Here is a 21,253-nt window from a genome sequence, read left to right on the forward strand (position 1 = left end):
AGCCCAGACCGCTCCGTCGGGAAATCGTCACTGCGCCAGACAATAACGCGCAAGGCCCTCACTCCGCCGCAATCGGCATCTCCTCCATGTGCTCGTGCAGCACCACGCCGGCGAGCGGATCGAATTCGCCGATCCAAGGCTTGCGCGCAAGCACCGACTTCGTGTGCGCATAACCAGCGTGCCAACGCCGCGTGATTCCCGACGGGCTGAAGTCGATATCCTTGGTATGGGTCTCGCGCTCGAGCTGCGGCGCGAGCAGCCGCACCACGTGCATGCGGGTCGGACAGCCGTAGCTCGTCAACTCCCTCACAGCAGGATCGTTGCGCTCGACCTCCGAAAGCCGTGCCGCGAGCTGGTTGATGACATGACGCAGACGATGGGCCTGCTGCTGGCGCGCAATCTGGCTCGAAATGCGGCTGGAATATTGCACGTCCTTGTGCCGGTTCAGCACCTCCGCCATGGTGCTCGGCTCGGCCCCGACGGGATTCCACAAATGCACGGAGAAGATCAGCGAATCCCTGCGCGGGTTGTCATCGAACACCGCTTCCGTCGGCGTGTTCGACAGGATGCCGCCGTCCCAGTAGAGCTCGCCGTCGATGCGCACCGCCGGGAAAGCCGGCGGCAACGCGCCCGACGCCATTATATGCTTGACCGTCAGTTCGCCGTCGCGGCTGTCGAAATAGCGCATTTCACTGGTCCCGACGTGGGCCGCACCGACCGTCAGGCGCGGCGCGCAGCGATTGGCGAGGTCGAAATCGACCAGCTCGCGCAGGGTCTTCTCCAGCGGTACGGTCGAATAATAGCCCGCATTGTCGGCACCGAGCGGATAGGAATCGCCGGCATGCGCCAGCGGATTGGGCCGAAAGAAACCTGGAATGCCGTGAGTGACCGTCGACCAATAGGCCAGCTTCTCATTGAAGCCTGGAAACGCGGCGCGCCAGTCCCAGACTGGATTCTGCTCCATCCGCTTCCAGAATTCCCTCAAGCGCGCGACCCGATGCTCCGGTGCGTTGCCTGCGATGAGGCTCGCATTGATGGCACCGATCGAGGTGCCGATGACCCAGTCCGGCTCGATGCCGGCCTCATGCAGCGCCTGGTAGACACCCGCCTGATAGGAGCCAAGCGCACCGCCGCCTTGCAGCACGAGGACGACCTGTCCCGGCAGGTCGTGGCTCTCGCCTCGTGCGTTGTCCTGTGTGCCGTTCATATCTCGCTCCTGATGAGCTTGCATTGGCCGAAGATTCGACTTGTTGCGCTGGCTCATGTCAATGGGCGGTCCAGCCGCCGTCGACCGGCAGCGCAACGCCGGTGATCGAAGCCGCCGCATCCGTCGACAGGAACACCGCGAGCGCGCCGAGTTCATCGACCGTGGCAAAACGCTTGTTCGGCTGCTGCGCCAGCAGCACGTCGCGGATCACCTGACCGCGGGAGATGCCGTGCGCCTTGGCCTGCCCGTCGATCTGCGCTTCGACCAGGGGCGTATAGACGTAGCCGGGACAGATTGCGTTGCAGGTGATGGCTTCTTCAGCAGTTTCGAGCGCCGTCACCTTGGTCAGGCCGACGATGCCGTGCTTGGCCGCGACATAGGCGGCCTTGAACGGCGAGCCGACCAGGCCATGCGCCGAGGCGATGTTGATGATCCGGCCAAAACCGTTCTGGCGCATCGCCGGCAGCGCGAGCCGCGTGGTGTGGAACGCCGAGGACAGGTTGATCGCCAGGATCTGGTCCCATTTCTCGACCGGAAACTGGTCCAGCGGCGCGACATGCTGGATGCCGGCATTGTTGACGAGGATGTCGAGCCGACCGGATTGGGCGATCGTCGCAGCGACCATCTCGGCGATCGATTTCGGCCTCGTCATGTCGGCCGGCGAGTAGCTTGCTTTGACGCCGAACTCGGCGGCGATCTGCTCGCGCGTCCGGCCGATCTCGCTGGCAACCCCGAGGCCGTTCAGCACGATGTCGGCGCCGGCCGCCGCCAGCGCACGTGCGATGCCGAGACCGATGCCGCTGGTCGAGCCCGTGACGAGTGCCACCTTGCCGGCTAGCACGCGTGACGAAGCGGGCGCCTGCGTCTTGATGGGGATATTCATGATCCAGACCTCTTCTGGGCGCGATACCGCGCCGTGATTGGAGCGAAATCTGCGGGATCATCCCCTTTCACGGAAATGCCAGTTGGCTTCCGACTCCATACGTCCGCGCTATCGCGGCCGGGATGTCATTCGCCGCCCCGATCGGATAAGATCGCGTATCTTGCTGGGAGCCGATCCATGGAAATGCATCAGGTCCGCTATTTCCTCGCGGTGGCGCAGCTGCTCAATTTCACGCGCGCGGCGGAGGAGTGCAACGTCACGCAACCCTCGCTCACGCGCGCGATCAAGCAGCTCGAGGCCGAGCTTGGCGGCGACCTGTTCCGCCGCGAGCGGCCGGCCGCGCAACTGACCGAGCTCGGCCAGCGCATGCATCCGCTCCTGAAGCAATGCTTCGACGCCGCCGCCGGCGCGCGCTCACTCGCCTCCTCGTTTAGAAGCGGAGAGGTCGGCGCGCTCCGTATCGCTCTGACGCATTCGATCGATCTGGCATTGCTCATTCCCCACCTCAACGAGATCAGGCGGCAGTTCAACCGGCTCGAGCTGCGCTTCCTGCGCGGGACGAGCCGCGAGGTCGGTGAATTCCTCAAGAAGGGCGAGGCCGAGCTCGGCATCGCCGCCGAGATCGACGAGGCCTGGGACCGGCTCGACGCCTGGCCGCTGTTCACCGAGAGCTTCGAGCTCGTCGTTGGCGACGGACATCGGCTGGCCGGACGCAGCAGCATCGAACTGGACGATCTGCGCTCGGAACAACTGCTGAGCCGGACCTTCTGCGAGCACTCGCGCCGCATCTCCGCCAGCCTGCGTGAGCACGGCATCGAGCATGGCCACGAGATTTCGAGCGAGCGCGACCTGATCGAGCTGGTCGAGGCCGACATCGGCGTCGCCATGATGCCGCACACCTCGCCCCTGCCGCAGACGCTGACGCGCGCCACGGTCACCGGGCTCGACGCCCGCCGCACCGTCAGCCTTTACGGGGTCGCCGGGCGGCAGCGCACGGCGGTCGCCAACGCCGTGATGCGCATGCTGCGCGGCGCCGACTGGCGGGAAATTGCAGGATAAGCCCGCGTCGCGAGCGCTCAGTTCTCCCTTCCCGCGCTCTCCAGCGCCGCGAGCAGATCATCGATCTCCATCCGCTTGCGGAAATCGGGATCGACGAAGCGGGCCTTCACGATCCCGTCGCGGCCGACCAGGAACACGGCCGGGATCGGCAGCATCCAGCCGTCATTGCCGTGGAATTTCGCCATGTCCTGGTAGGACAACAGGTCCTGGATCTCGGCGCCGAGCCAGATCGCGAGATTGAGCGACAGCGCATAGCCGTTGTCGAGATCGGTCAGGATCGGAAACAGCGCGCCGGATTCAGCCTTGAGCTGCCTCGTGTATTCCTGCGTCTCCGGCATCACTGCAACGATCTGCGCCCCCACGGCCTCGATGCGATCGAGCGCCTGAACCACCGCGCGGACATTGAGCCGGCAATAGGGACACCAATGGCCGCGGAAGAACATCACGGCGAGCGGACCGCGCTCCAGTAGCGACGGCAACGTGACGAGACGCCCGGACTCGTCCGGCAGCATGAACGGCGGCATCGCATCGCCCGGGCGCGGCGCGGTTTCACCACCGCCGTTCCCGCCCAATCTCGCCACCAGTCGATCGACAGCCTCACCATACGCCGGAAAGACCGCACGGCTGGCATCGGCATAGGCGCGGAGCTGATCGTTCAGCGTACCGTCCATGTCGCGGCAGCGCTGGAAGGCAAGCCTGAGCTGTTCCGCGGCGGCTGGCGAGAGAGCTGTCATCTTTCTGCTCCGGCATTCCCTTCGGCGAATATTAGTTTCCCGGTTCGGCCGCCCGCAAGGGGGCGGCCACGATGCCAGGGCCCGTTCAGTTCACGTAGAAATTGCCGGTCGGATCGAGCCGTCCCGAGGTGGTGTACATCGACCCATTGCTCATGAAGAAGACGGTGTTGTCGGGCACCTTCTTGGCGTTCTTCATCATCGCCTCGTGGTTCTTCTCGGCCGGCGCCATGGCCATCGCCGACATCTTGCCGGGGCCGCCATAGACATAGGCCATCCCGGCCTTGAAGTCCCAGGCGGCCTCCGAGAAGGCCGACGTGGCGATGACCGCAAACGCGGCGGTAGCGATCAGGGTCTTGGACAATTTCGGCATGGGGTGCTCCTCCGAATTGACGTGAACGCCCGCCAATCGGGCGCCCTGCAATCGGACGCCGAATGCCGCGAAAGCGGAAATGCCGTTGCCCAATCGGATCGATAGCCGCCGCGCATCAACATAGCGCACCGCTATCGCATCGAGAGCAAGCGGGCATTTCAGGATGGACGCGATCTCGATGAAGCTCCCGTCAGCGCCGGCGACCAGCGGGGTTGCGGCCAACACAGGAGACCTTTCCATGTCCAAGAGCCATGCCTTGCCGCGTCTGATCTGGCCGGGCCTTGCCATCGTCGGCGCGCTGACGCTCTCGGCGCAGCCGATCGTTGCCGGCGAATGTCCGGCCGGCAAGATCAAGCCGAACGCCCAGCAGATGGTCGACTACAAACCCGTCGGGGTGACCGACGTCACGCTGGGCGCGATCGACCTCGGCAAGCAGCCGGCGCATATCGAGGGCCGCGAGCTGCGCTTCCGCAAGCTGACCATCGAGCCCGGCGGCATCGTGCCCTGGCATAGCCATGACGACCGCCCCGCTCTCATCTTCGTGCAACAGGGCGAGATCGTCGAATACGCCTCCAACTGCGTCGATCCGATCGTGCACAAGGCCGGCGACATCCGCCCCGAGGTCCACGGCACCTCGCATTGGTGGAAGAACCTCGGCAAGGAGACCGTCATTCTCTATGTCGGCGATGTCCGCAAGGATCCCAACGACCACCACATGTAACCGAGTGCCCCCGGCCCCATCGCATTTCGTTACGAGAGGTGGCGCCCGGACTTTCCCCGGGCGCCGCATCCCTACAGGACAATCGCCATGACCGATCTTTCCGCGCCGATCAAACCGGCCGCCATGACGATGGAGGCGCAGGCGCCGGGTCTGGCGCTGCGCTCGCTCGTGATCGGCCTCACTGCGTTCCTGACCGTCGTCGATCTCTTCGCGACGCAGGCGATCCTGCCCTCGCTGACGCGCCATTACGACGTCACGCCCGCGGCAATGAGCTTTGCCGTCAACGCCAGCACTTTCGGCATGGCCGCAGCCAGCCTCGTGATCGGCTTTCTTAGCCCGCATATCGACCGCCGCACCGGCATCCTGCTCAGCCTGATGCTGCTGGCGCTCCCGACCGGCCTGCTGGCGATCGCGCCAAATCTCGCCGTCTTCACCGCCCTGCGCGTCGCGCAGGGCCTGTGCATGGCCTCGGCCTTCGCGCTGACACTGGCTCATCTCGGCGAGCAATGCAGCGCGATGGACGCCGGCGGCGCCTTTGCCGCCTACATCACCGGTAATGTCGCAAGCAATCTCGTTGGCCGGCTGATCTCGGCGGCTGTTGCCGAAAGCCTCGGCCTTGCCTGGAATTTCTATCTGTTCGCAGCGCTCAATCTGGCCGGCGCAGTGCTGGTTTACTTCACGATCAGGCGCGTGCCGCCGATGCATGCGGCGGCGCCGGCGGCATCGCCGCTGGCCGCCACGATGGCGCATTGGCGCAATCCGCGATTGCGCGCGGCCTACGGCATCGGCTTCTGCATTCTGTTCGCCTTCATCGGCACCTTCACCTTCGTCAATTTCGTTCTGGTCCGGCCGCCGCTGTCGCTCGGGATGATGGATCTCGGCCTCGTCTACCTGGTGTTCCTGCCCTCGGTCGTCACGACCTTGCTGGCGGGGCGGGTTACCGCACGCATCGGAGCACGCCCGACGATCTGGGGCTCGCTCGCCGTTGCCGGCATCGGCCTACCGCTGATGCTGACTGGGCGGCTGCCTGAAGTGCTCACCGGAATGGTGCTGGTCGCGGCCGGGACCTTCTTTGCACAGGCGGCAGCGACCGGCTTCGTCGGGCAGACCGCGACCGAGCACCGCGGCGTCGCCAGTGGCACCTATCTAGCGTGCTACTTCTGTGGAGGGCTCGTCGGCACCGCCGTGCTCGGCCGACTGTTCGATGCCTTCGGCTGGCACGCTTGCGTGACTGGCGTGGGCATAGCCCTTGTGGCCGCTGGCCTGCTCGCACTGAACTTGAAGCGCTAGCGCTTGGCCGGCACTTCCTGCGGCGGTTCGTCGTCGGCGATGGCGCGCCAGGCGGCGCCGTCGAGATCATCGTACTGGCCGCTTCTGAGCGACCACAGGAAGGCGACGAGACCGGCGCCGCCGAGCATCAGCGCCAGCGGGACCAGGATGACCAGGATCTCCATCACAAGATCTCCCGCGAGGCGCTACGCGCGCGCAGCGAATTCAGCATCACCAGGATCGAGGATCCGCTCATGGCCGCCGCCGCGATCAGGGGCGTCACGACGCCGCTGATCGCAACCGGCACCGCGAGCACATTGTAGCCGATCGCAAGCCAGAGATTCTGCCGCATCAGATGCAGCGCCTTGCGCGAGGCGTCGATGGCGGCAACCACCGGCGCCAGCGGCCGGCCGAGGAAGACGAGATCGGCGGTGGCCTGGCTCAAATGCGCCGCCGAAATCGGCGACATCGAAACATGGGCTGCCGCCAGCGAAGGCGCGTCGTTCATGCCGTCGCCAACCATCAGCACCTTGGCGCCGCGCCGCTTCAATTCCTCGATCCGTGCGATCTTGTCGGCCGGCGTGACGCCGGCACGCCATTCCGCGATGCCCAGCGCATGGGCCGCCGCGATCACTGCCGGCTCCCGATCGCCGGAGAGAATCTCGATGCCGATGTTGCGCGCCTTCAGCGCCGCGATCACGGCCTGCGCATCCGGACGCAGGCCCTGGCGGACCGAGAGGATGAACCTTTCGCTGCCCTTGCTGAACGCGACGATGGAGGCTTCGGGATCGACAACGGCGCTCCCAACCAGCGCCTCGGCACCGCAGAAGGAGGGGCGGCCGAGGCGAAGCTCGACGCCCTCCACGGTCGCACGGACGCCCTGCCCGGCCTCTTCGACCGCACCGACAACAGGCGATCTGGCGCCGGCCGCCTGCGCCACGGCGGCGGCGATCGGATGATGGCTCGACAGCGCGAGTCGGCCGGCGAGCTCGAAGATGTCGGCGGGGATGTTGGCGGCATTCATCACTTCGAGATCGGGCAGCGTCAGCGTGCCGGTCTTGTCGAAGATGACATGGTCGGCTTCGGCCAGCCGCTCGATCGCGTCGCCGGAATTGAGCAACACCCCGGACTTGAACATCGCGCCGGAGGCGACCGTCTGCACGGTCGGAATGGCGAGCCCCAACGCGCAGGGACAGGTGATGATCAGCACGGCAACGCCCGTCACGATCGCATCATGCCAGGACGCGCCGGCGATGACCCAACCGAGGATGGTCAGAAGCGCGGTCGCATGCACCACCGGCGCGTAGAGACGCGAAGCACGGTCGGCAAGCCGCATGTAGCGCGAGCGCGCCTGCAGCGCGTTGTCGAGCAGCCGCGTGATCTCGGCGAGCAGCGTCGCCTCGGACGCCGCCGAGACCCGCACCCGCAACGTGCCAGAGATGTTCATCGAGCCCGCATAGACCGGCGTGCCCTGCCCGGCCGTGACATAGAGCGTCTCGCCGGTGATCAGGCTCTGGTCGATCTCCGAACGGCCCTCGATCACGGTGCCGTCGACCGCACAGCGCTCGCCGGGCCTGAGCAGCACGATGTCGCCCGGATGGATCGCGGCCACCGGCACCTGCGAGATCTCGTCGGAGCCGACGAACTTCGCGGCCGTCTCCGCCTTCAGCGCCGCGAGATTGCCGGCGACCGCGCGGGTCCGCCGCCGCATGTTCTGGTCGAGGAAGCGGCCGACGAGCAGGAAGGTCAGCAGCATGATCGCCGCGTCGAAATAGGCGTGCTCGGCGTGGTGGATGGTCTCGACTACGGACATGCCGAGCGCGAGGATCACGCCGATCGAGATCGGCACGTCCATGTTGGTCGTCTTCGCCGACAGCGCTCGCCAGGCCGAGCGAAAGAACGGCTGGCCGGCATAGGCCGCCGCCGGCAATGCGATCAGCGCCGACAGCCAGTGGAAGAAGTCGCGCTGCTCGGGCAGCATGTCCGAGACGTTGCCCGACCACACCGGGATCGACAGCATCATCACGTTCATGGTGGCAAAGGCGGCGACGCCGAGGCAGCGCAGCAGGAAACGCGATTCGGCGACCTCGGACGCTTCCGCGCTCTCGGTCTCGAACGGATAGGCCTTGTAGCCGAGCTCCTCGAGACGATCGATGAAGCGGCCGGGGTCGAGCGTGCCCGCCTTCCATTCCAGCGCGACGCGGCGGTCGGTGAGGTTGACGCGCGCCAGCGTGACGTCAGGAATGGCGGACAGGCCGCGTTCGATCTTGGCCATGCATCCAGCGCAATGAACGCCTTCGACCGCGAGATCGATGTGCTGGACGCCCTCGCCCGCCTCGCGGACATAATGGGAGAAATCGCGCGTGACCTGCATGACAAAATCCTTCAGTTCAGGATCACGCGGTTACGCGACAGGAACACGCGCGTCCCCCGCGCCTCGCCCTCGATCACCAGATCCCATTGCCCGGGCGCGACGGAGGCGGCATTGCCGCGATAGAGGCCGATGCCGGCTTCGGTGAGCTCGACGGCGAGATCGGCCCGCTTGTCGGTCGGCCGCTCCAGCCGGCCGCCGAATTTAAGTCCGGCGATCGGCTGGCCGCCGGCATCGCGTGCTTCGACCTGAAGCAAGGCACCGCCGTCGTTGCGGCGCTCGATATGGGCGTTGACCTTCCATTTGCGCGCGGTCTGGTCCTGCGCTGCCGAGATCTCGCGATCATAGGTCAGTCCCGCGGCATAGGGGCTGTCGACCTCGGTGCCGGGCAGCGTCGCGATCGCGAGCTTCATCATGGTGACGTTGACGCCGATCACGAGGCCGAAAAAGGCGACCAGCATCAGGAAGACTTTCGTTCCGGTCAGCGGCTTCGGGGCGGATGCCATGATAGTCTCCTGGATCTACGGCGCGACGAAATTGTCGACGGCGCTCGCGGCGACGCCGAGGCCAATGTCCATGACGTGAAAGCGGACCGGAATCGACTTCTCCGGATTGTTCTCGGCTGGCGCGGTGACGAGCAGCCGCAGCTCACTGGTGGAGTCGCGAGGAATCACGATGATCGGCCGGTCCGGCGTCACCGAATCGACGCCGACGACATGCATCGTGGGGTTGGCTGGCCCCTCCACGTCGATGGCGATGGCGCGGTCGTAGCCGCTCTTGTTCAGCAGGCGCACCGTGTAGGCGTTGCGGATCGAGCCGTCGCTGAGCTTGACCGCGACCGGATTGCGATCGTGCAGCACGTTGACGTCGAGCAGGCGGCGCGTCGCCAGCGTGTAGACCATGAAGCCGCCGATGGCCGCGATGATCGCGCTGTAGACGATGGTGCGGGGCCGGACGATCCGGTAGATCGGCACCTTGCCCTCCTGGCGGCGATGGATGTTGATGTCGTTGTCGTAACCGATCAGTCGCTTCGGCCGGCCGATCTTGGTCATGACGTTGTCGCAAGCGTCGATGCACAGGCCGCACTGGATGCATTCCATCTGCGGTCCGTTGCGGATATCGATACCGGTCGGGCAAACCGCGACGCATTGGTAGCAATCGACGCAATCGCCAACCTGCTCGCCGAGCGCGCGCAGCTCGGCGGCCTTCTTGACCGAGGTGCGCTTCTCGCCGCGATCGTAGCGGTAGGTGACATTCAGCGCCCATTCGTCGGTGAGCGCGGCCTGGATGCGCGGCCACGGGCACATATAGGTACAGACCTGCTCGCGCATGTAGCCGGCGAGCAGATAGGTCGTCGCCGTGAGGATTCCGATCCAGACATAGGCAATCATCGGGCCCTGGAAGGTGACGAGCTCCTTCACCAGGGTTGGCGCGTCGTTGAAGTAGAGCACCCAGGCGCCGCCGGTCCACCAGGCGATCATGAGCCAGATCGAATGCTTGAGCACGATCTCGGAGATCCGCTCGAGCTTCAACGGGTCGGACGATTTGTCCTTCTTCATCCGCTCGCGCCGGTCACCCTCGACCAGGCGTTCGACGGCATAGAACAAGTCGGTCCACACCGTCTGCGGGCAGAGATAGCCGCACCAGATGCGACCGCCGACCGAGTTCATCAGGAACAGCGCCACCGCGGCCACGATCAACAGGCCGGTGAAGTAGTAGACCTCCTGCGGCCACAGCTCGATGAAGAAGAAGTAGAAGCGGCTATTGGGAAGATCGATCAGCACCGCCTGGCTGGGGGCGCCGAGACCGCGGTTCCAGCGCACGAACGGCAGGAAATAATAGACGCCGAGGCAGATCGCCATCAGGCTCCATTTGATCCGGCGGAACGTGCCGGAGACGCTCTGGGGATAGACCTTCTTGTGGGCTGCGTAGAGCGGCCCGACGTCATCTTCCGATGTGAGGTCTTTGGGGTTCACGGTCTTGTTCATCGCCTGGAGCTTCTCGAAAAGGTGCGATTGAACCTAGACCCGACACCGCCGCGTCAGTTGATCCAGCGCAAACGGGGGCATTTTTGTTCACCCCCGTCTGCAGCGAGATCTGCTATTTTCCACCGCCCAGCGAGTGGACGTAGACAGCCATTGCCTTGATGGTGGCGGGATCGAGCCGCCCTTCCCAGGCCGGCATCACGCCGGCGCGGCCCTGGCTGATGGTCTCGATCAGAGCCGCTTCGTCGGAGCCGTAGAGCCAGATCTTGTCGGTGAGGTTCGGGGCGCCCATTTCCAAATTGCCCTTGCCGCCGTCGCCGTGGCAGGCGACGCAATTCTCCGCAAAGATCTTCTCGCCCTTGGCGGCATCAAAGCCGTTGCGGGTTGAAAGGCCCGACAGCGACCGCACGTAGTTGGCGACCGTGACGATCTCGTCGGGCTTCAGCACGCCGTCCTTGCCGAAGGCGAGCATCTGGCCCTCATGGGTCTTGGCATGACCGGAGCGCGCGCCGAACTGGATGGTCTGCATGATCTGGTCGAGCGTGCCGCCCCACAGCCAGTCGTCGTCGTTCAGGTTCGGATAGCCCTTGGCGCCGGCGGCACCCGAGCCGTGGCAAGGCGCGCAATTGTCGCCGAACACGGTCTTGCCCTTGGCGCGGGCGAGCGCCAGCAAGGCCGGGTCCTTCTCGATGTCGGCGAGCGAGGCGACGCCCAGCGCCGCCATCTTGTCACCTCGGATCTTCTCGAGGTTGGCGAGCTCGACCGCGACGTCGGCGCGCGAGGAGTAGCCGAACATGCCCGTGGTATTGCTGGAGATCAGCGGCCAGGCCGGATAGACGATCCAGTAGCCGATCGACCAGATGATGGTGAGGTAGAACGAGATCACCCACCAGCGCGGCAGCGGTGTGTTGAGCTCCTTGATACCGTCCCACTCGTGTCCAGTCGTGGACTTGCCGGAGACGGAGTCGATGTCGCTATGATGATCGGTCATGGTCTCTCACTCCTCCCGCAACGGCAGGTGCGCTGCTTCGTCGAAGACAGCCTTGTTACGGGGCCAAAATGCGTAGGCGATGATCGCGAGAAAGATCGCGACGAACACCGGGGTCCAGATCGTCGTCACGAGCTCGGACGCTAGATTATGGACTGACAGGATAGCTTTCATCGTTCATGCCTTCTCAGCGAAGATTGGCTTTCTCGTTGTAGATCTTGAAGTCGACCAGCGTGCCGAGCATCTGCAGGTACGCGACCAGCGCGTCCATCTCGGTCGGCGTGCCGGCCTTGCCGTCGAAATTGCGCACGACGGCTTTGGCGTAGCGCTTGTTGAAGGCGTCGCCGCCGGAATTGTCCGGGTCGGCCTGGGCCTTCATGTCGGCGCCCGCGTTGGCGATCTGGTCGTCCGTATAAGGCGTGCCGACGGCCTTCAGCGTTCGCATGTGGTCGGAGATCGTGTCCGGATCGACCTCGGTCTGGCTGAGGAACGGATAGCCCGGCATCACCGACTGCGGCACGATCGCGCGCGGGTTGGTCAGATGGGTGACGTGCCAGTCGTCGGAATACTTTGCGCCGACGCGGGCAAGGTCGGGGCCGGTGCGCTTCGAGCCCCACTGGAACGGATGGTCGTACATGCTCTCCGCGGCGAGCGAGAAGTGGCCGTAGCGCTCGACCTCGTCGCGCAGCGGGCGGACCATCTGCGAGTGGCAGAGATAGCAGCCCTCGCGAACGTAGACGTTGCGGCCCGCCAGCTCCAGCGGCGTGTAGGGCCTGACCCCGTCGACCTTCTCGATCGTGCTCTTGAGGTAGAACAGCGGGGTGATCTCGACGAGCCCGCCGATCGCGATCACCAGCAGGATGCCGACGATCAGGATGATCGAGTTCTTTTCGAAGATTTGGTGGCGTGTCCAGAACGACATGGTGGAGCTCCTCATTCCGCCGGCTGAAGAGCGACGGGCATCTGGACTTCCGCCTCGCCGACGCGAACGGTCATCCAGAGGTTATAGGCCATGATCAACGAGCCGATCAGGAACAGCCCGCCGCCGGCGGCGCGGATGATGTAGAAGGGATGCATCGCCTCGACGGTCTCGATGAAGGAATATTCGAGGAAGCCGAGCGAGGTGTAGGCGCGCCACATCAGGCCCTGGAGGATGCCGGACACCCACATCGCCGAGATGTAGAGGACGATGCCGAGGGTCGCGACCCAGAAGTGCCAGTTGACGAGCTTCAGGCTGTAGAGTCCCTTGCGATTCCAGGCCCACGGAACCAGGCAGTAGAGCGCGCCGAAGGACACGAAGCCGACCCAGCCGAGCGCGCCAGAGTGCACGTGGCCGATGGTCCAGTCGGTGTAGTGGCTGAGCGAGTTGACCACCTTGATCGACATCATCGGGCCTTCGAAGGTCGACATGCCGTAGAAGGCGACGGAGACCACGAGCATGCGCAGCACGGGATCGGTGCGCAGCTTGTCCCAGGCGCCCGACAGCGTCATCAGGCCGTTGATCATGCCGCCCCAGGAGGGCATCCACAGCATGATCGAGAAGGTCATGCCCAACGTCTGCGTCCAGTCCGGCAGCGCCGTGTAGTGCAGATGGTGGGGACCTGCCCAGATGTAGAGGAAGATCAGCGCCCAGAAGTGGATGATCGACAGCCGGTAGGAATAGATCGGCCGCTCGGCGCGCTTCGGGATGAAGTAGTACATGATGGCGAGGAAGCCGGCGGTCAGGAAGAAGCCGACCGCGTTGTGGCCGTACCACCACTGGAACATGGCGTCCTGGATGCCGCCCCAGGCGACGTAGGACTTCGAGCCGAACACCGAGACGGGAAGCGCCGGGTTGTTGCCGAGATGCAGCACCGCGATCGTCACGATGAAGGCGAGATAGAACCAGTTCGCGACAAAGATGTGCGGCTCCTTGCGCTTGATGACCGTGGCAAGGAAGACGAGCAGATAGACGACCCAGACGATGGTCAGCCACAGGTCGACATACCATTCCGGCTCGGCATATTCCTTCGATTGAGTGACGCCGAGCAGATAGCCGGTGCCGGCGATCAAAATGAAGAAATTGTACCCCACCACGACGAACCAGGGCGCGAGGTCGCCGGCGAGGCGCGCGCGGCAGGACTTCTGCACCACGTAGAAGGAGGTCGCGATCAGCACGTTGCCGCCGAAGGCGAAGATCACGGCGGAGGTGTGCAGCGGCCGCAGGCGGCCGAAGCTGGTCCAGGGCAGGTCGAAGTTCAGCGCAGGCCATGCCAGCTGCGAGGCGATGATGAGGCCGACGAGGAAGCCGGCAATGCCCCAGAACATCGCCATGAAGGAGGAGAATTTGATCGGGCCCATGTTGTAATTCGGGCGCCCGTTGATCTCCTGTGGCGGCAGCGCCACCGGACGGTCGAGGTAGCGGTTGACGATGACGAACACCGCAGCAAGGCTCGCCGCCGCGCTGAGCGCGGCGTGGAAGGCGAACGGCGCATCGAGCGCCTTGGCCGAAGCGACCACGCAGAGGAAAGCGGTGACTGCGAACACGACAGCCAGGCCGCTTTCACCGATGGTCATGGATTTGGAGATGGAGGGCTGGCTCATGCGGATTCTCTCTGAAAGAACACAGCGCCAGAAACCACATTCATCCTCACTCGGAATTGATTGAAATCAAGAGCGGCATTTAAGTTCTTCGGAGCAGGCGATCCCGCTGGTTCCCTTCAAAATCTCGACGCACGAGCAGACCGCCCGGCGTGACGCCGCAAGCGGGAATAACCTCCGTATGATCACGGAGGCGACAATGAAATCGATCAGGGATAGTGCGTCAGTCGCGCGCCGTCGCCTTCAGCGCCGCGATGACATCCTCACGGGCGATGATTCCGACCAGCTTCTGCGCACCATCGAGCACGATGATGCTCCTGATGCGGTGCTCCACCATGATCTGGAGCACGCGCGTCAGCCGCGTGTCGGGGCTGACATAGATGAACTCGGGCGTCATGACGTCGCCGATCTTGCGGCTCATCAGGTCGTGATAGCGCGGCAGCATCTGGCTCGGCGTGAAGGCGAAGCACTTCAGGATGTCGAATTTGGTGACGATGCCGACCACCTGCCCGTCGTCCTCGACCGGATAGGAGTTGAAATCGTCGGTTTCGAACATCTGGCTGAGCTCGAGCAGGTCACGGTCGCGCTGCACCGCCTTGACGTTGCGCGTCATGTAGCCGTCGACGGTCTGTTCAAGAAATCTGTACACGGCGCGTCCTCCTCGATTCGATTCTGGCCGGCCGTCAGTGCGACAGCAGCACGCTGCGGGCGGTCTGCGTGACCAGATATTGGGTGACGCCTCCCAGGATCAATTCACGAAACCTCGAATGACCATAGGCACCCGCAACGATCAGTCCGGCATCGACGTCGCCGGCGACTTTCTCCAATTGCGCGGCGGCGGTTTCGTTCCGGGCGCCTTCGCAGATCCGCGCGGCCGCGGTGACGCCGTGGCGGGCGAGCCAGGCGGCAACGTCGGTGACGCCGGCCATCACGACCGAACGGTCGTCGTCGCGCTCCGGAATTGTGGCGATGGTGACGTCTCTTGCCTTGCGCAGCATCGGAAGCGCATCGGCCACCGCCCGCCGCGCCTCCGGCGTGTCCTTCCACGCCACCAGCACATTCCGCAGATCGAGCCAGTTGATTCGATCAGGCACCACCAGCAACGGTCGGCCGACCTGCATCACCAAGTCCCTGGGGCTTGCGAGCGAAAAGGCATCGGAGAAGGCCGGACTCTGCCCGCCGCTGACGATGATGTCGGCGCAGCGCGCCTGAGCCAGGACGAACCGCGTGGGAAAATCCGTGGCGCAGCGCCATTCCACGCGCCCGCCGCGAGTCCGGGTCGCGGCGCGGAATTCCGCCTCCAGATCGCCCAGACACCGCTTGACTGAGGCCTCCTCCTGATCGATCAGGCGCTGGGCCTCCGCACCGTCGGTGAAATAAAGCGGCGGCGTAAACCGGGCTGCAGCAACCCCGACGAGCGTGGCCTCGAATCGTTCGGCGAGTTCGCCCGCGACCTGAAGACGCGCTTCGTTGGACTGGTCGAGCGCCAGGCTGACCATCACCGTCGCGTATGTCATCGGTATTCTCCAGTGCAAAGACTTTGGTAAAATTTACACCTGCCTCCGCACATCGGGATGAGATAGATCAAGGAGGGCGCCGGCGCCCGACTTGCCGTCAATCGGCAAGCCGACAGAACTTGCCTCCGGCCCGGCCTTAGGCGACATTAGGGGAGCGGTAACCGCGTCCGGAGCCGCCGCATCAGGATGAGGAACATCATTTGTCGCCGACCCGCGTAACGCACTCGCAGGACGACGGTGGGGGCGAACGTTTTCGCGTTCGGATCGAAGGGTTTGGCGTCGGCACCTGGGATCTCGACCTCGCGACACGGGAATTGGATTGGTCCGATACCGCCAGAGCCCTGCTCGGCGTCGAGCCGGGTCAGCCAGCGAGCTACGATCTCTTCCTGTCGCGGCTTCAACCGACGGACAGGGAGCGGGTCGAGAGCGCAATCAAGCGCGTTTCCGAGCGTGGCGGCAGCTTCGACGTGTCTTTCAAGGTCGCGAACACCTCAGGCAACGGGCAATGGATCCGCGCCCGGGCCGGACTCATTCGGGACGAAGCCGGCACGGCGCGTCATCTCAGCGGCATCTTTCTCGACATCGACGAGGAAAAGCAGGTCGAGGAGGCGCTGCGCACGCGCGAGACCCACCTCCGCTCGATTCTCCATACTATTCCCGACGCCATGATCGTCATCGACGGCCACGGCATCATGCAGCTGTTCAGCACGGCCGCGGAGCGCCTGTTCGGCTGGTCCGAGCACGAGGCGATCGGTCAGAACGTCAGCATCCTGATGCCGGAGCCCGATCGCACCCGCCATGACGGCTACATCGCCCGCTACCGCTCCACGAACGATCCGCACATCATCGGCATCGGCCGCATCGTGACCGGCAAGCGCCGCGACGGCACGACCTTTCCGATGCACCTGTCGATCGGAGAGATGGAATCCGCCGGCGAGCCCTATTTCACGGGATTCGTCCGCGACCTCACCGAGCACCAGCAGACCCAGGCCCGGCTCCAGGAATTGCAATCCGAGCTGGTCCACGTCTCGCGACTGACCGCGATGGGCGAAATGGCCTCCGCGCTAGCCCACGAGCTCAACCAGCCGCTGGCCGCGATCAGCAATTACATGAAGGGATCGCGGCGGCTGCTCGCCGGCAGCACCGACGCGAACACGCCGAAGATCGAAAGCGCGCTGGATCGCGCGGCGGAGCAGGCCTTGCGCGCCGGCCAGATCATCCGGCGCCTGCGCGACTTCGTCTCGCGCGGCGAGTCGGAGAAGCGGGTCGAGAGCCTGTCCAAGCTGATCGAGGAGGCCGGCGCGCTCGGGCTCGCCGGCGCGCGCGAGCAGAACGTGCAGCTCCGCTTCAGCCTCGATCCCGACGCCGATCTCGTCCTCGCCGACCGGGTGCAGATCCAGCAGGTGCTGGTCAATCTGTTCCGCAACGCGCTGGAGGCGATGGCGCAGTCGTCGCGCCGCGAGCTCGTCGTGGCCAACACCCGCGTCGCCGACGACATGATCGAGGTGGAGGTCTCCGACACCGGCTCCGGCTTCCAGGGCGACGTCATTCCAAACCTGTTTCAGACCTTCTTCACCACAAAGGAAACCGGCATGGGCGTGGGACTGTCGATCAGCCGCTCGATCATCGAGGCTCACGGCGGCCGCATGTGGGCCGAGAGCAATGCATCGGGCGGCGCGACATTCCGCTTCACCTTGCCGGCGACCCCGAGAACTGACTGACGAGAACCAATTCATGACCACCAAGGGACATATCTACGTCATCGACGACGATGCGGCGATGCGGGATTCGCTGAACTTCCTGCTGGATTCCGCCGGCTTCGGCGTCACGCTGTTCGACAATGCGCAGAGCTTCATCGACGCCCTGCCCGGCCTCGCCTTCGGCTGCGTCGTCTCCGACGTGCGCATGCCGGGACTCGACGGGATCGAGCTGCTCAAGCGGATGAAGGCGCAGCAGAGCCCGTTTCCGATCCTGATCATGACCGGTCATGGCGACGTGCCGCTCGCGGTCGAGGCGATGAAGCTTGGGGCGGTCGACTTCCTGGAAAAGCCGTTCGAGGACGACCGCCTCACCACCATGATCGAATCGGCGATCCGCCAGGCCGAGCCCGCCGCCAAGAGCGACGCCGTCACGCAGGACATCGCCGCCCGCGTCGCCTCCTTGAGCCCCCGGGAGCGCCAGGTCATGGAGGGGCTGATCGCGGGCCTGTCCAACAAGCTGATCGCCCGCGAATACGACATCAGCCCGCGCACCATCGAGGTCTACCGCGCCAACGTCATGACCAAGATGCAAGCCAACAGCCTGTCGGAGCTGGTCCGCCTCGCAATGCGCGCCGGCATGCTCAACGATTGAGGCACGTCGGATAGGGGCAAACGGGATTGAGCCAAGTCAAGGCCCCTTCCCGGCGCCGTGCTAGCCAAGCAGCATGATCGAGGTCGGTTCACATCACGAGCGGCCGTCGTCCTCAGCGCTCCCCACCGTGTACGTGGTCGATGATGATGCCGCCGTCCTGGGCTCTCTGCGGTTCCTGCTGGAAACCGACGGCTTTGCCGTGCGGACCTTCAGGAGCGGCACCGCGCTGCTCAACGCCGGCGGCGCGCGCGGGGCGGACTGCTACGTGATCGACTACAAGATGCCCGACATCAACGGCATCGAGCTTGCGGGCCGCCTGCGCGAGGCCGACCGCGGCGCCCCCGTGATCCTGATCACCGGCTATCCGGACGAGAACATCTCGACCCGTGCGGCTGCGGCGGGCGTCAAAGACGTGGTTTTGAAGCCGCTTCTCGACGAAACCCTGATCAAGCGCATTCGCCGCGCGATTCAGGACCGCCCCCGCGCGTGACCTACGGGATTCTACGTAGGTAGACCCCCTTAAGATATCGCTCGAAATTTTCGAAACCCCCGATACCGCGTACCAAAGCGTCATCACAACGGAGATGGCGCAGATGCTCACCCAGACCCTCAACACCCAGGCGATCAACACCCAGATTGTTGGCAAGATCGCCCCCGGCCATCCCGTCACCGACCAGTTCGGCGCCATCACCGGCCATGTCGGCCTCGTCGCCACCGAGTTCTCCTACCGCAAGGACGAGGAGATCTATGGCGAGGACGAGCCGGCCGAATATGTCTACCAGGTCGTGTCCGGCGCAGTGAGCAGCTACAAGCTCCTGTCCGACGGCCGCCGCCAGATCGGCGCCTTCCATCTTCCCGGCGACGTGTTCGGCCTCGAATCCGGTCCCGCTCACCGCCTTGCTGCCGAAGCCATCATCGACACCACCGTGCGTCTCGTGAAGCGCGCCAGCCTCGAGAAGGCCGCAGGCACCGACGTCCAGGTCGCCCGCAAGCTCTGGGCCATGACCGCCTCCGAGCTGCGCCATGCCGAGGACCACATGCTGCTGCTGGGGCGCAAGACCGCGATGGAGCGCGTTGCGACCTTCCTGCTCGAAATGGACCGCCGCCTCGCCGTTGCCGGCATGATGGCGCTGCCGATGTGCCGCCGCGACATCGGCGACTATCTCGGCCTCACCCTCGAAACCGTGTCTCGCGCGCTGTCGCAGCTCCACGCCCAGGGCATTCTGGGCTTCTCCGGCGCCCGCCAGATCGTGCTGCGCAACCGCCAGCGCCTGCAACATCTCGACGCCTGAGCTTCGCCTGATCTTCCTCCTCCTACCCACTTGGCCGGCCGAACGCGTTTCGGCCGGCCTTTTTCTTTGGGCCTCGAGTCATGCCGTGCGCCGCGTCTCCGGCATCACGAAGAGAATCAGCAAGAGCCCGGTCGCGGCCACACCCGACAGCCCGATGAAGGCGGTCGCATTGCCGAACTTGTCGCTGACATAGCCTCCGAGCACCGTGCTCAGCGACGCGCCGATGCCGGTTGCGGTGCCGACGATGCCCTGCGCCAGGTTGAAATGGCCGCTGCCAAAGGCGACGTCGGCCACGATCAGCGGAATCATCACCGCGAACACCGCCGCGGTGATGCCGTCAAACACCTGCACGGCGACCAGCAGATACGGATCGCGCACGGTCGCAAATAACAGGCCGCGAATCGCCAGCGCACCGAACCCGATCAGCAGCAGCGGCCGCCTGCCCCACGCTTGCGCCTTGCGGCCGACCGTCGGTGACAGCAGCGCCACGATCGCTTGCGGAACGACGATGCAAAAGGCGACGAGCACTGTCGCCCATTGGGCGGACCGCGCCGTCACTGCACTCGCCATCAGTGGCATCATCGCGGCATTCGCGAGTTGCAGCAGCAGCACGCTGAGCGCGAAGACGATGAGCGGACGCTGCCGGATCAGGTGCCAGATGTTGGTGTCGCCGCGATCCGCCGATTCGCGCGGCATCTCGCCATGACAGCGGGCGATGTCGACCTCATTCTCACGGATGCGCGAGAGCGCGATCAGGGTGGGGATCGCGAGCAGGAAGGTGACCAGGAAGACCGAGCGGCTCGACAACAGATAGCCCGCGGTACCCATCACCGCCGCGGCAACGCCGTTACCGAGGGAGGCAAAGCGCGCGTTGCGGCCGAGCCGCTCGCCGATCGCGAACGGGCCGACCAGACCAAGGCTGATCGCCGCAATCGCCGGCCCCAGCACGCAGCTCGCCGCCGCGTGCAAGGTGGCCGCGGCCACCACCACGGGAAAGATCGGCATCGCCGCATAGGCCAGCGCGCAAGCGCCGATGGTCGCGATCGCGAGGGCGGCGACCAGTCGCTCCGATTTCGCGGCATCGATGATCGCCCCGCCCGGCATCTGCCCGATCAACGCGACGATACCACCGATCGACAGCACGAGGCCGATCTCGACCTGGGTCCATTTCTGGGTCGTCAGATAGACCGCGATGAAGGGACCGAATCCGGTCTGCACGTCGGCGAGGAAGAAGATGAACCAGTCGAGGCCGCGCAGGCTCTGGCGCGACGGCGCAGGAATGCCCGCGGCCGATGGCGCGGCGACGTTGTCCTGCTCGGCGCGGCCGTCACGATCTGCATGGTTCGGCTTCCTCGACAACAGCACAGGCGGTCAGCCCTCCCGGCACCTCACTGGATCGCTTGCAGCGGTTGAAGGCTGCCGGATGCGCCGAGCACGACGATCGGCGTGTCTTCCTTGTATTCGGGCGCGGCCGCGACCTGCGCCTTGGTCAGTTCCAGCGTGATGCTGTCTTTCTTGTTGGCAATCTTGCCGAAGCGCAATGCGTTCCAATCCACCACGATCTTGCGGCTGCCGACGCCGAGAAATCCGCCGAAATCGATGGCTGCGGCGCGGACATGGCCGCCGCGGTCGACGATGACGTCGACGATGCGGCCCATGTCTTCATCCGCGGCGCTACGCACGTCGCGGCCGAGCACGCCATGGGCCTCGCTCGCGCCGATGATGGTCACCGACGGCGGCGGCGCTGCGTCCTTCGGCGTGACAGGGACGGCCGAGGTCGGCGACGGTGCCGTCGGCGCTTTCGCCTCGCTCTGCCCTGCAGGCGGCTCCTCTGCGGCGCGCGACGTGGCCGCCGCCAGGCCCGCGACGATGGCTATGCCAAGGAACAACGCTCCGACCGCACGCATGACACTCTCCCCGCGCGC

At 65.1% G+C, this 21,253-nt stretch carries 23 protein-coding genes; 7 read left to right on the top strand and 16 right to left on the bottom strand.

Annotation, left to right across the window (positions count from 1 at the left end; all coding sequences use genetic code 11):
- Positions 1 to 58: 58 nt before the first annotated feature.
- Both GGD62_RS20225 and GGD62_RS20230 read right to left on the bottom strand, forming a co-directional pair.
- Positions 59 to 1,207 carry a patatin-like phospholipase family protein gene (locus GGD62_RS20225; protein ID WP_183709775.1) on the bottom strand — a complete coding sequence of 383 codons (1,149 nt, stop codon included), beginning with the start codon at positions 1,205 to 1,207 and terminating at the stop codon, positions 59 to 61.
- A gap of 58 nt (positions 1,208 to 1,265) precedes the next feature.
- Positions 1,266 to 2,090: a 3-hydroxybutyrate dehydrogenase gene (locus GGD62_RS20230; RefSeq protein WP_183709777.1), complete on the bottom strand. Its 825-nt coding sequence runs from the start codon at positions 2,088 to 2,090 to the stop codon at positions 1,266 to 1,268.
- A 177-nt stretch (positions 2,091 to 2,267) separates the two neighbouring features.
- Here GGD62_RS20230 and GGD62_RS20235 point away from each other — a divergent pair, with 177 nt between their 5' ends.
- Positions 2,268 to 3,149, top strand: coding sequence for a LysR family transcriptional regulator (locus GGD62_RS20235; protein ID WP_183709779.1), 882 nt, complete (start codon positions 2,268 to 2,270; stop codon positions 3,147 to 3,149).
- Positions 3,150 to 3,166: 17 nt separating this feature from the next.
- Here the strand turns inward: GGD62_RS20235 and GGD62_RS20240 are convergent, their stop codons facing one another.
- Both GGD62_RS20240 and GGD62_RS41860 read right to left on the bottom strand, forming a co-directional pair.
- Positions 3,167 to 3,883, bottom strand: a complete 717-nt coding sequence (locus GGD62_RS20240) for a peroxiredoxin-like family protein (protein WP_183709781.1) — start codon at positions 3,881 to 3,883, stop codon at positions 3,167 to 3,169.
- An 85-nt stretch (positions 3,884 to 3,968) separates the two neighbouring features.
- Positions 3,969 to 4,478 carry a hypothetical protein gene (locus tag GGD62_RS41860; protein ID WP_246800166.1) on the bottom strand — a complete coding sequence of 170 codons (510 nt, stop codon included), beginning with the start codon at positions 4,476 to 4,478 and terminating at the stop codon, positions 3,969 to 3,971.
- Positions 4,479 to 4,491: 13 nt separating this feature from the next.
- Between GGD62_RS41860 and GGD62_RS20250 the strand changes: the two genes are divergently transcribed.
- Together GGD62_RS20250 and GGD62_RS20255 are read left to right on the top strand one after the other, a co-directional pair.
- Complete coding sequence (locus tag GGD62_RS20250; RefSeq protein WP_183709783.1) at positions 4,492 to 4,974, top strand: cupin domain-containing protein; 483 nt, start codon at positions 4,492 to 4,494, stop codon at positions 4,972 to 4,974.
- An 87-nt stretch (positions 4,975 to 5,061) separates the two neighbouring features.
- Entirely contained in the window at positions 5,062 to 6,264 is a 1,203-nt protein-coding gene (locus GGD62_RS20255; protein WP_183709785.1) for an MFS transporter, read from the top strand.
- On the opposite strand, the gene ccoS is transcribed toward GGD62_RS20255, so the two are convergent.
- The 10 genes from ccoS to GGD62_RS20305 form a co-directional block, all read right to left on the bottom strand.
- Positions 6,261 to 6,428, bottom strand: coding sequence for a cbb3-type cytochrome oxidase assembly protein CcoS (ccoS, locus tag GGD62_RS20260; protein WP_018322747.1), 168 nt, complete (start codon positions 6,426 to 6,428; stop codon positions 6,261 to 6,263). The genes GGD62_RS20255 and ccoS overlap by 4 nt on opposite strands.
- The gene (locus GGD62_RS20265) at positions 6,428 to 8,617 is read right to left on the bottom strand and encodes a cation-translocating P-type ATPase (protein ID WP_183709787.1); all 2,190 of its coding nucleotides are present in this window, start codon (positions 8,615 to 8,617) and stop codon (positions 6,428 to 6,430) included. The genes ccoS and GGD62_RS20265 overlap by 1 nt, the downstream gene beginning before the upstream one ends.
- 11 nt (positions 8,618 to 8,628) lie before the next feature.
- Positions 8,629 to 9,120 carry a FixH family protein gene (locus GGD62_RS20270; protein WP_183237915.1) on the bottom strand — a complete coding sequence of 164 codons (492 nt, stop codon included), beginning with the start codon at positions 9,118 to 9,120 and terminating at the stop codon, positions 8,629 to 8,631.
- A 15-nt stretch (positions 9,121 to 9,135) separates the two neighbouring features.
- Positions 9,136 to 10,602 (bottom strand): cytochrome c oxidase accessory protein CcoG, encoded by a 1,467-nt coding sequence (ccoG, locus tag GGD62_RS20275; protein ID WP_183709789.1) that lies wholly within the window; start codon positions 10,600 to 10,602, stop codon positions 9,136 to 9,138.
- Between the two features lie 112 nt (positions 10,603 to 10,714).
- On the bottom strand, positions 10,715 to 11,590 hold the full coding sequence (gene ccoP, locus GGD62_RS20280) for a cytochrome-c oxidase, cbb3-type subunit III (protein WP_183709791.1): 876 nt from the start codon (positions 11,588 to 11,590) through the stop codon (positions 10,715 to 10,717).
- Positions 11,591 to 11,596: 6 nt separating this feature from the next.
- A complete protein-coding gene (locus tag GGD62_RS20285; protein ID WP_018322742.1) occupies positions 11,597 to 11,761 on the bottom strand; it encodes a cbb3-type cytochrome c oxidase subunit 3 in 165 nt (54 codons plus the stop codon).
- A gap of 13 nt (positions 11,762 to 11,774) precedes the next feature.
- Positions 11,775 to 12,509 (bottom strand): cytochrome-c oxidase, cbb3-type subunit II, encoded by a 735-nt coding sequence (ccoO, locus tag GGD62_RS20290; protein ID WP_179739619.1) that lies wholly within the window; start codon positions 12,507 to 12,509, stop codon positions 11,775 to 11,777.
- Between the two features lie 11 nt (positions 12,510 to 12,520).
- Entirely contained in the window at positions 12,521 to 14,170 is a 1,650-nt protein-coding gene (gene ccoN, locus GGD62_RS20295) for a cytochrome-c oxidase, cbb3-type subunit I (protein WP_183709793.1), read from the bottom strand.
- Between the two features lie 220 nt (positions 14,171 to 14,390).
- A complete protein-coding gene (locus GGD62_RS20300; RefSeq protein ID WP_092259746.1) occupies positions 14,391 to 14,816 on the bottom strand; it encodes an HPP family protein in 426 nt (141 codons plus the stop codon).
- Positions 14,817 to 14,850: 34 nt separating this feature from the next.
- Entirely contained in the window at positions 14,851 to 15,684 is an 834-nt protein-coding gene (locus tag GGD62_RS20305; RefSeq protein ID WP_179739622.1) for a universal stress protein, read from the bottom strand.
- Positions 15,685 to 15,884: 200 nt separating this feature from the next.
- Between GGD62_RS20305 and fixL the strand changes: the two genes are divergently transcribed.
- The 4 genes from fixL (at position 15,885) to GGD62_RS20325 (ending at position 19,328) form a co-directional block, all read left to right on the top strand.
- Positions 15,885 to 17,405, top strand: a complete 1,521-nt coding sequence (gene fixL, locus GGD62_RS20310) for a sensor protein FixL (RefSeq protein ID WP_183709795.1) — start codon at positions 15,885 to 15,887, stop codon at positions 17,403 to 17,405.
- Positions 17,406 to 17,418: 13 nt separating this feature from the next.
- The gene (fixJ, locus tag GGD62_RS20315; protein ID WP_018322736.1) at positions 17,419 to 18,036 is read left to right on the top strand and encodes a response regulator FixJ; all 618 of its coding nucleotides are present in this window, start codon (positions 17,419 to 17,421) and stop codon (positions 18,034 to 18,036) included.
- A gap of 73 nt (positions 18,037 to 18,109) precedes the next feature.
- Positions 18,110 to 18,526 (top strand): response regulator transcription factor, encoded by a 417-nt coding sequence (locus tag GGD62_RS20320; RefSeq protein WP_018322735.1) that lies wholly within the window; start codon positions 18,110 to 18,112, stop codon positions 18,524 to 18,526.
- A 103-nt stretch (positions 18,527 to 18,629) separates the two neighbouring features.
- The gene (locus tag GGD62_RS20325; RefSeq protein WP_026202804.1) at positions 18,630 to 19,328 is read left to right on the top strand and encodes a helix-turn-helix domain-containing protein; all 699 of its coding nucleotides are present in this window, start codon (positions 18,630 to 18,632) and stop codon (positions 19,326 to 19,328) included.
- Between the two features lie 78 nt (positions 19,329 to 19,406).
- On the opposite strand, the gene GGD62_RS20330 is transcribed toward GGD62_RS20325, so the two are convergent.
- On the bottom strand, positions 19,407 to 20,693 hold the full coding sequence (locus tag GGD62_RS20330) for an MFS transporter (RefSeq protein ID WP_018322733.1): 1,287 nt from the start codon (positions 20,691 to 20,693) through the stop codon (positions 19,407 to 19,409).
- Positions 20,694 to 20,716: 23 nt separating this feature from the next.
- Positions 20,717 to 21,235: a PRC-barrel domain-containing protein gene (locus GGD62_RS20335; protein WP_183237911.1), complete on the bottom strand. Its 519-nt coding sequence runs from the start codon at positions 21,233 to 21,235 to the stop codon at positions 20,717 to 20,719.
- Positions 21,236 to 21,253 lie beyond the last annotated feature (18 nt).

This window comes from Bradyrhizobium sp. ERR14 (assembly GCF_014198235.1).
Classification (GTDB): domain Bacteria; phylum Pseudomonadota; class Alphaproteobacteria; order Rhizobiales; family Xanthobacteraceae; genus Bradyrhizobium.

What these genes read in the sequence shown, in the direction of transcription:
- GGD62_RS20255 (WP_183709785.1), top strand. Translation starts at nt 5,062, where the DNA reads ATGACCGATCTTTCCGCGCCGATCAAACCGGCCGCCATGACGATGGAG.
- GGD62_RS20305 (WP_179739622.1), bottom strand. Translation starts at nt 15,684, where the DNA reads ATGACATACGCGACGGTGATGGTCAGCCTGGCGCTCGACCAGTCCAAC.
- GGD62_RS20235 (WP_183709779.1), top strand. Translation starts at nt 2,268, where the DNA reads ATGGAAATGCATCAGGTCCGCTATTTCCTCGCGGTGGCGCAGCTGCTC.
- ccoS (WP_018322747.1), bottom strand. Translation starts at nt 6,428, where the DNA reads ATGGAGATCCTGGTCATCCTGGTCCCGCTGGCGCTGATGCTCGGCGGC.
- GGD62_RS20225 (WP_183709775.1), bottom strand. Translation starts at nt 1,207, where the DNA reads ATGAACGGCACACAGGACAACGCACGAGGCGAGAGCCACGACCTGCCG.
- GGD62_RS20320 (WP_018322735.1), top strand. Translation starts at nt 18,110, where the DNA reads ATGATCGAGGTCGGTTCACATCACGAGCGGCCGTCGTCCTCAGCGCTC.
- ccoN (WP_183709793.1), bottom strand. Translation starts at nt 14,170, where the DNA reads ATGAGCCAGCCCTCCATCTCCAAATCCATGACCATCGGTGAAAGCGGC.
- fixJ (WP_018322736.1), top strand. Translation starts at nt 17,419, where the DNA reads ATGACCACCAAGGGACATATCTACGTCATCGACGACGATGCGGCGATG.
- GGD62_RS20270 (WP_183237915.1), bottom strand. Translation starts at nt 9,120, where the DNA reads ATGGCATCCGCCCCGAAGCCGCTGACCGGAACGAAAGTCTTCCTGATG.
- ccoG (WP_183709789.1), bottom strand. Translation starts at nt 10,602, where the DNA reads ATGAACAAGACCGTGAACCCCAAAGACCTCACATCGGAAGATGACGTC.
- GGD62_RS20250 (WP_183709783.1), top strand. Translation starts at nt 4,492, where the DNA reads ATGTCCAAGAGCCATGCCTTGCCGCGTCTGATCTGGCCGGGCCTTGCC.
- GGD62_RS20325 (WP_026202804.1), top strand. Translation starts at nt 18,630, where the DNA reads ATGCTCACCCAGACCCTCAACACCCAGGCGATCAACACCCAGATTGTT.
- GGD62_RS20240 (WP_183709781.1), bottom strand. Translation starts at nt 3,883, where the DNA reads ATGACAGCTCTCTCGCCAGCCGCCGCGGAACAGCTCAGGCTTGCCTTC.
- GGD62_RS20230 (WP_183709777.1), bottom strand. Translation starts at nt 2,090, where the DNA reads ATGAATATCCCCATCAAGACGCAGGCGCCCGCTTCGTCACGCGTGCTA.
- ccoO (WP_179739619.1), bottom strand. Translation starts at nt 12,509, where the DNA reads ATGTCGTTCTGGACACGCCACCAAATCTTCGAAAAGAACTCGATCATC.
- GGD62_RS20285 (WP_018322742.1), bottom strand. Translation starts at nt 11,761, where the DNA reads ATGAAAGCTATCCTGTCAGTCCATAATCTAGCGTCCGAGCTCGTGACG.
- GGD62_RS20335 (WP_183237911.1), bottom strand. Translation starts at nt 21,235, where the DNA reads ATGCGTGCGGTCGGAGCGTTGTTCCTTGGCATAGCCATCGTCGCGGGC.
- GGD62_RS20265 (WP_183709787.1), bottom strand. Translation starts at nt 8,617, where the DNA reads ATGCAGGTCACGCGCGATTTCTCCCATTATGTCCGCGAGGCGGGCGAG.
- ccoP (WP_183709791.1), bottom strand. Translation starts at nt 11,590, where the DNA reads ATGACCGATCATCATAGCGACATCGACTCCGTCTCCGGCAAGTCCACG.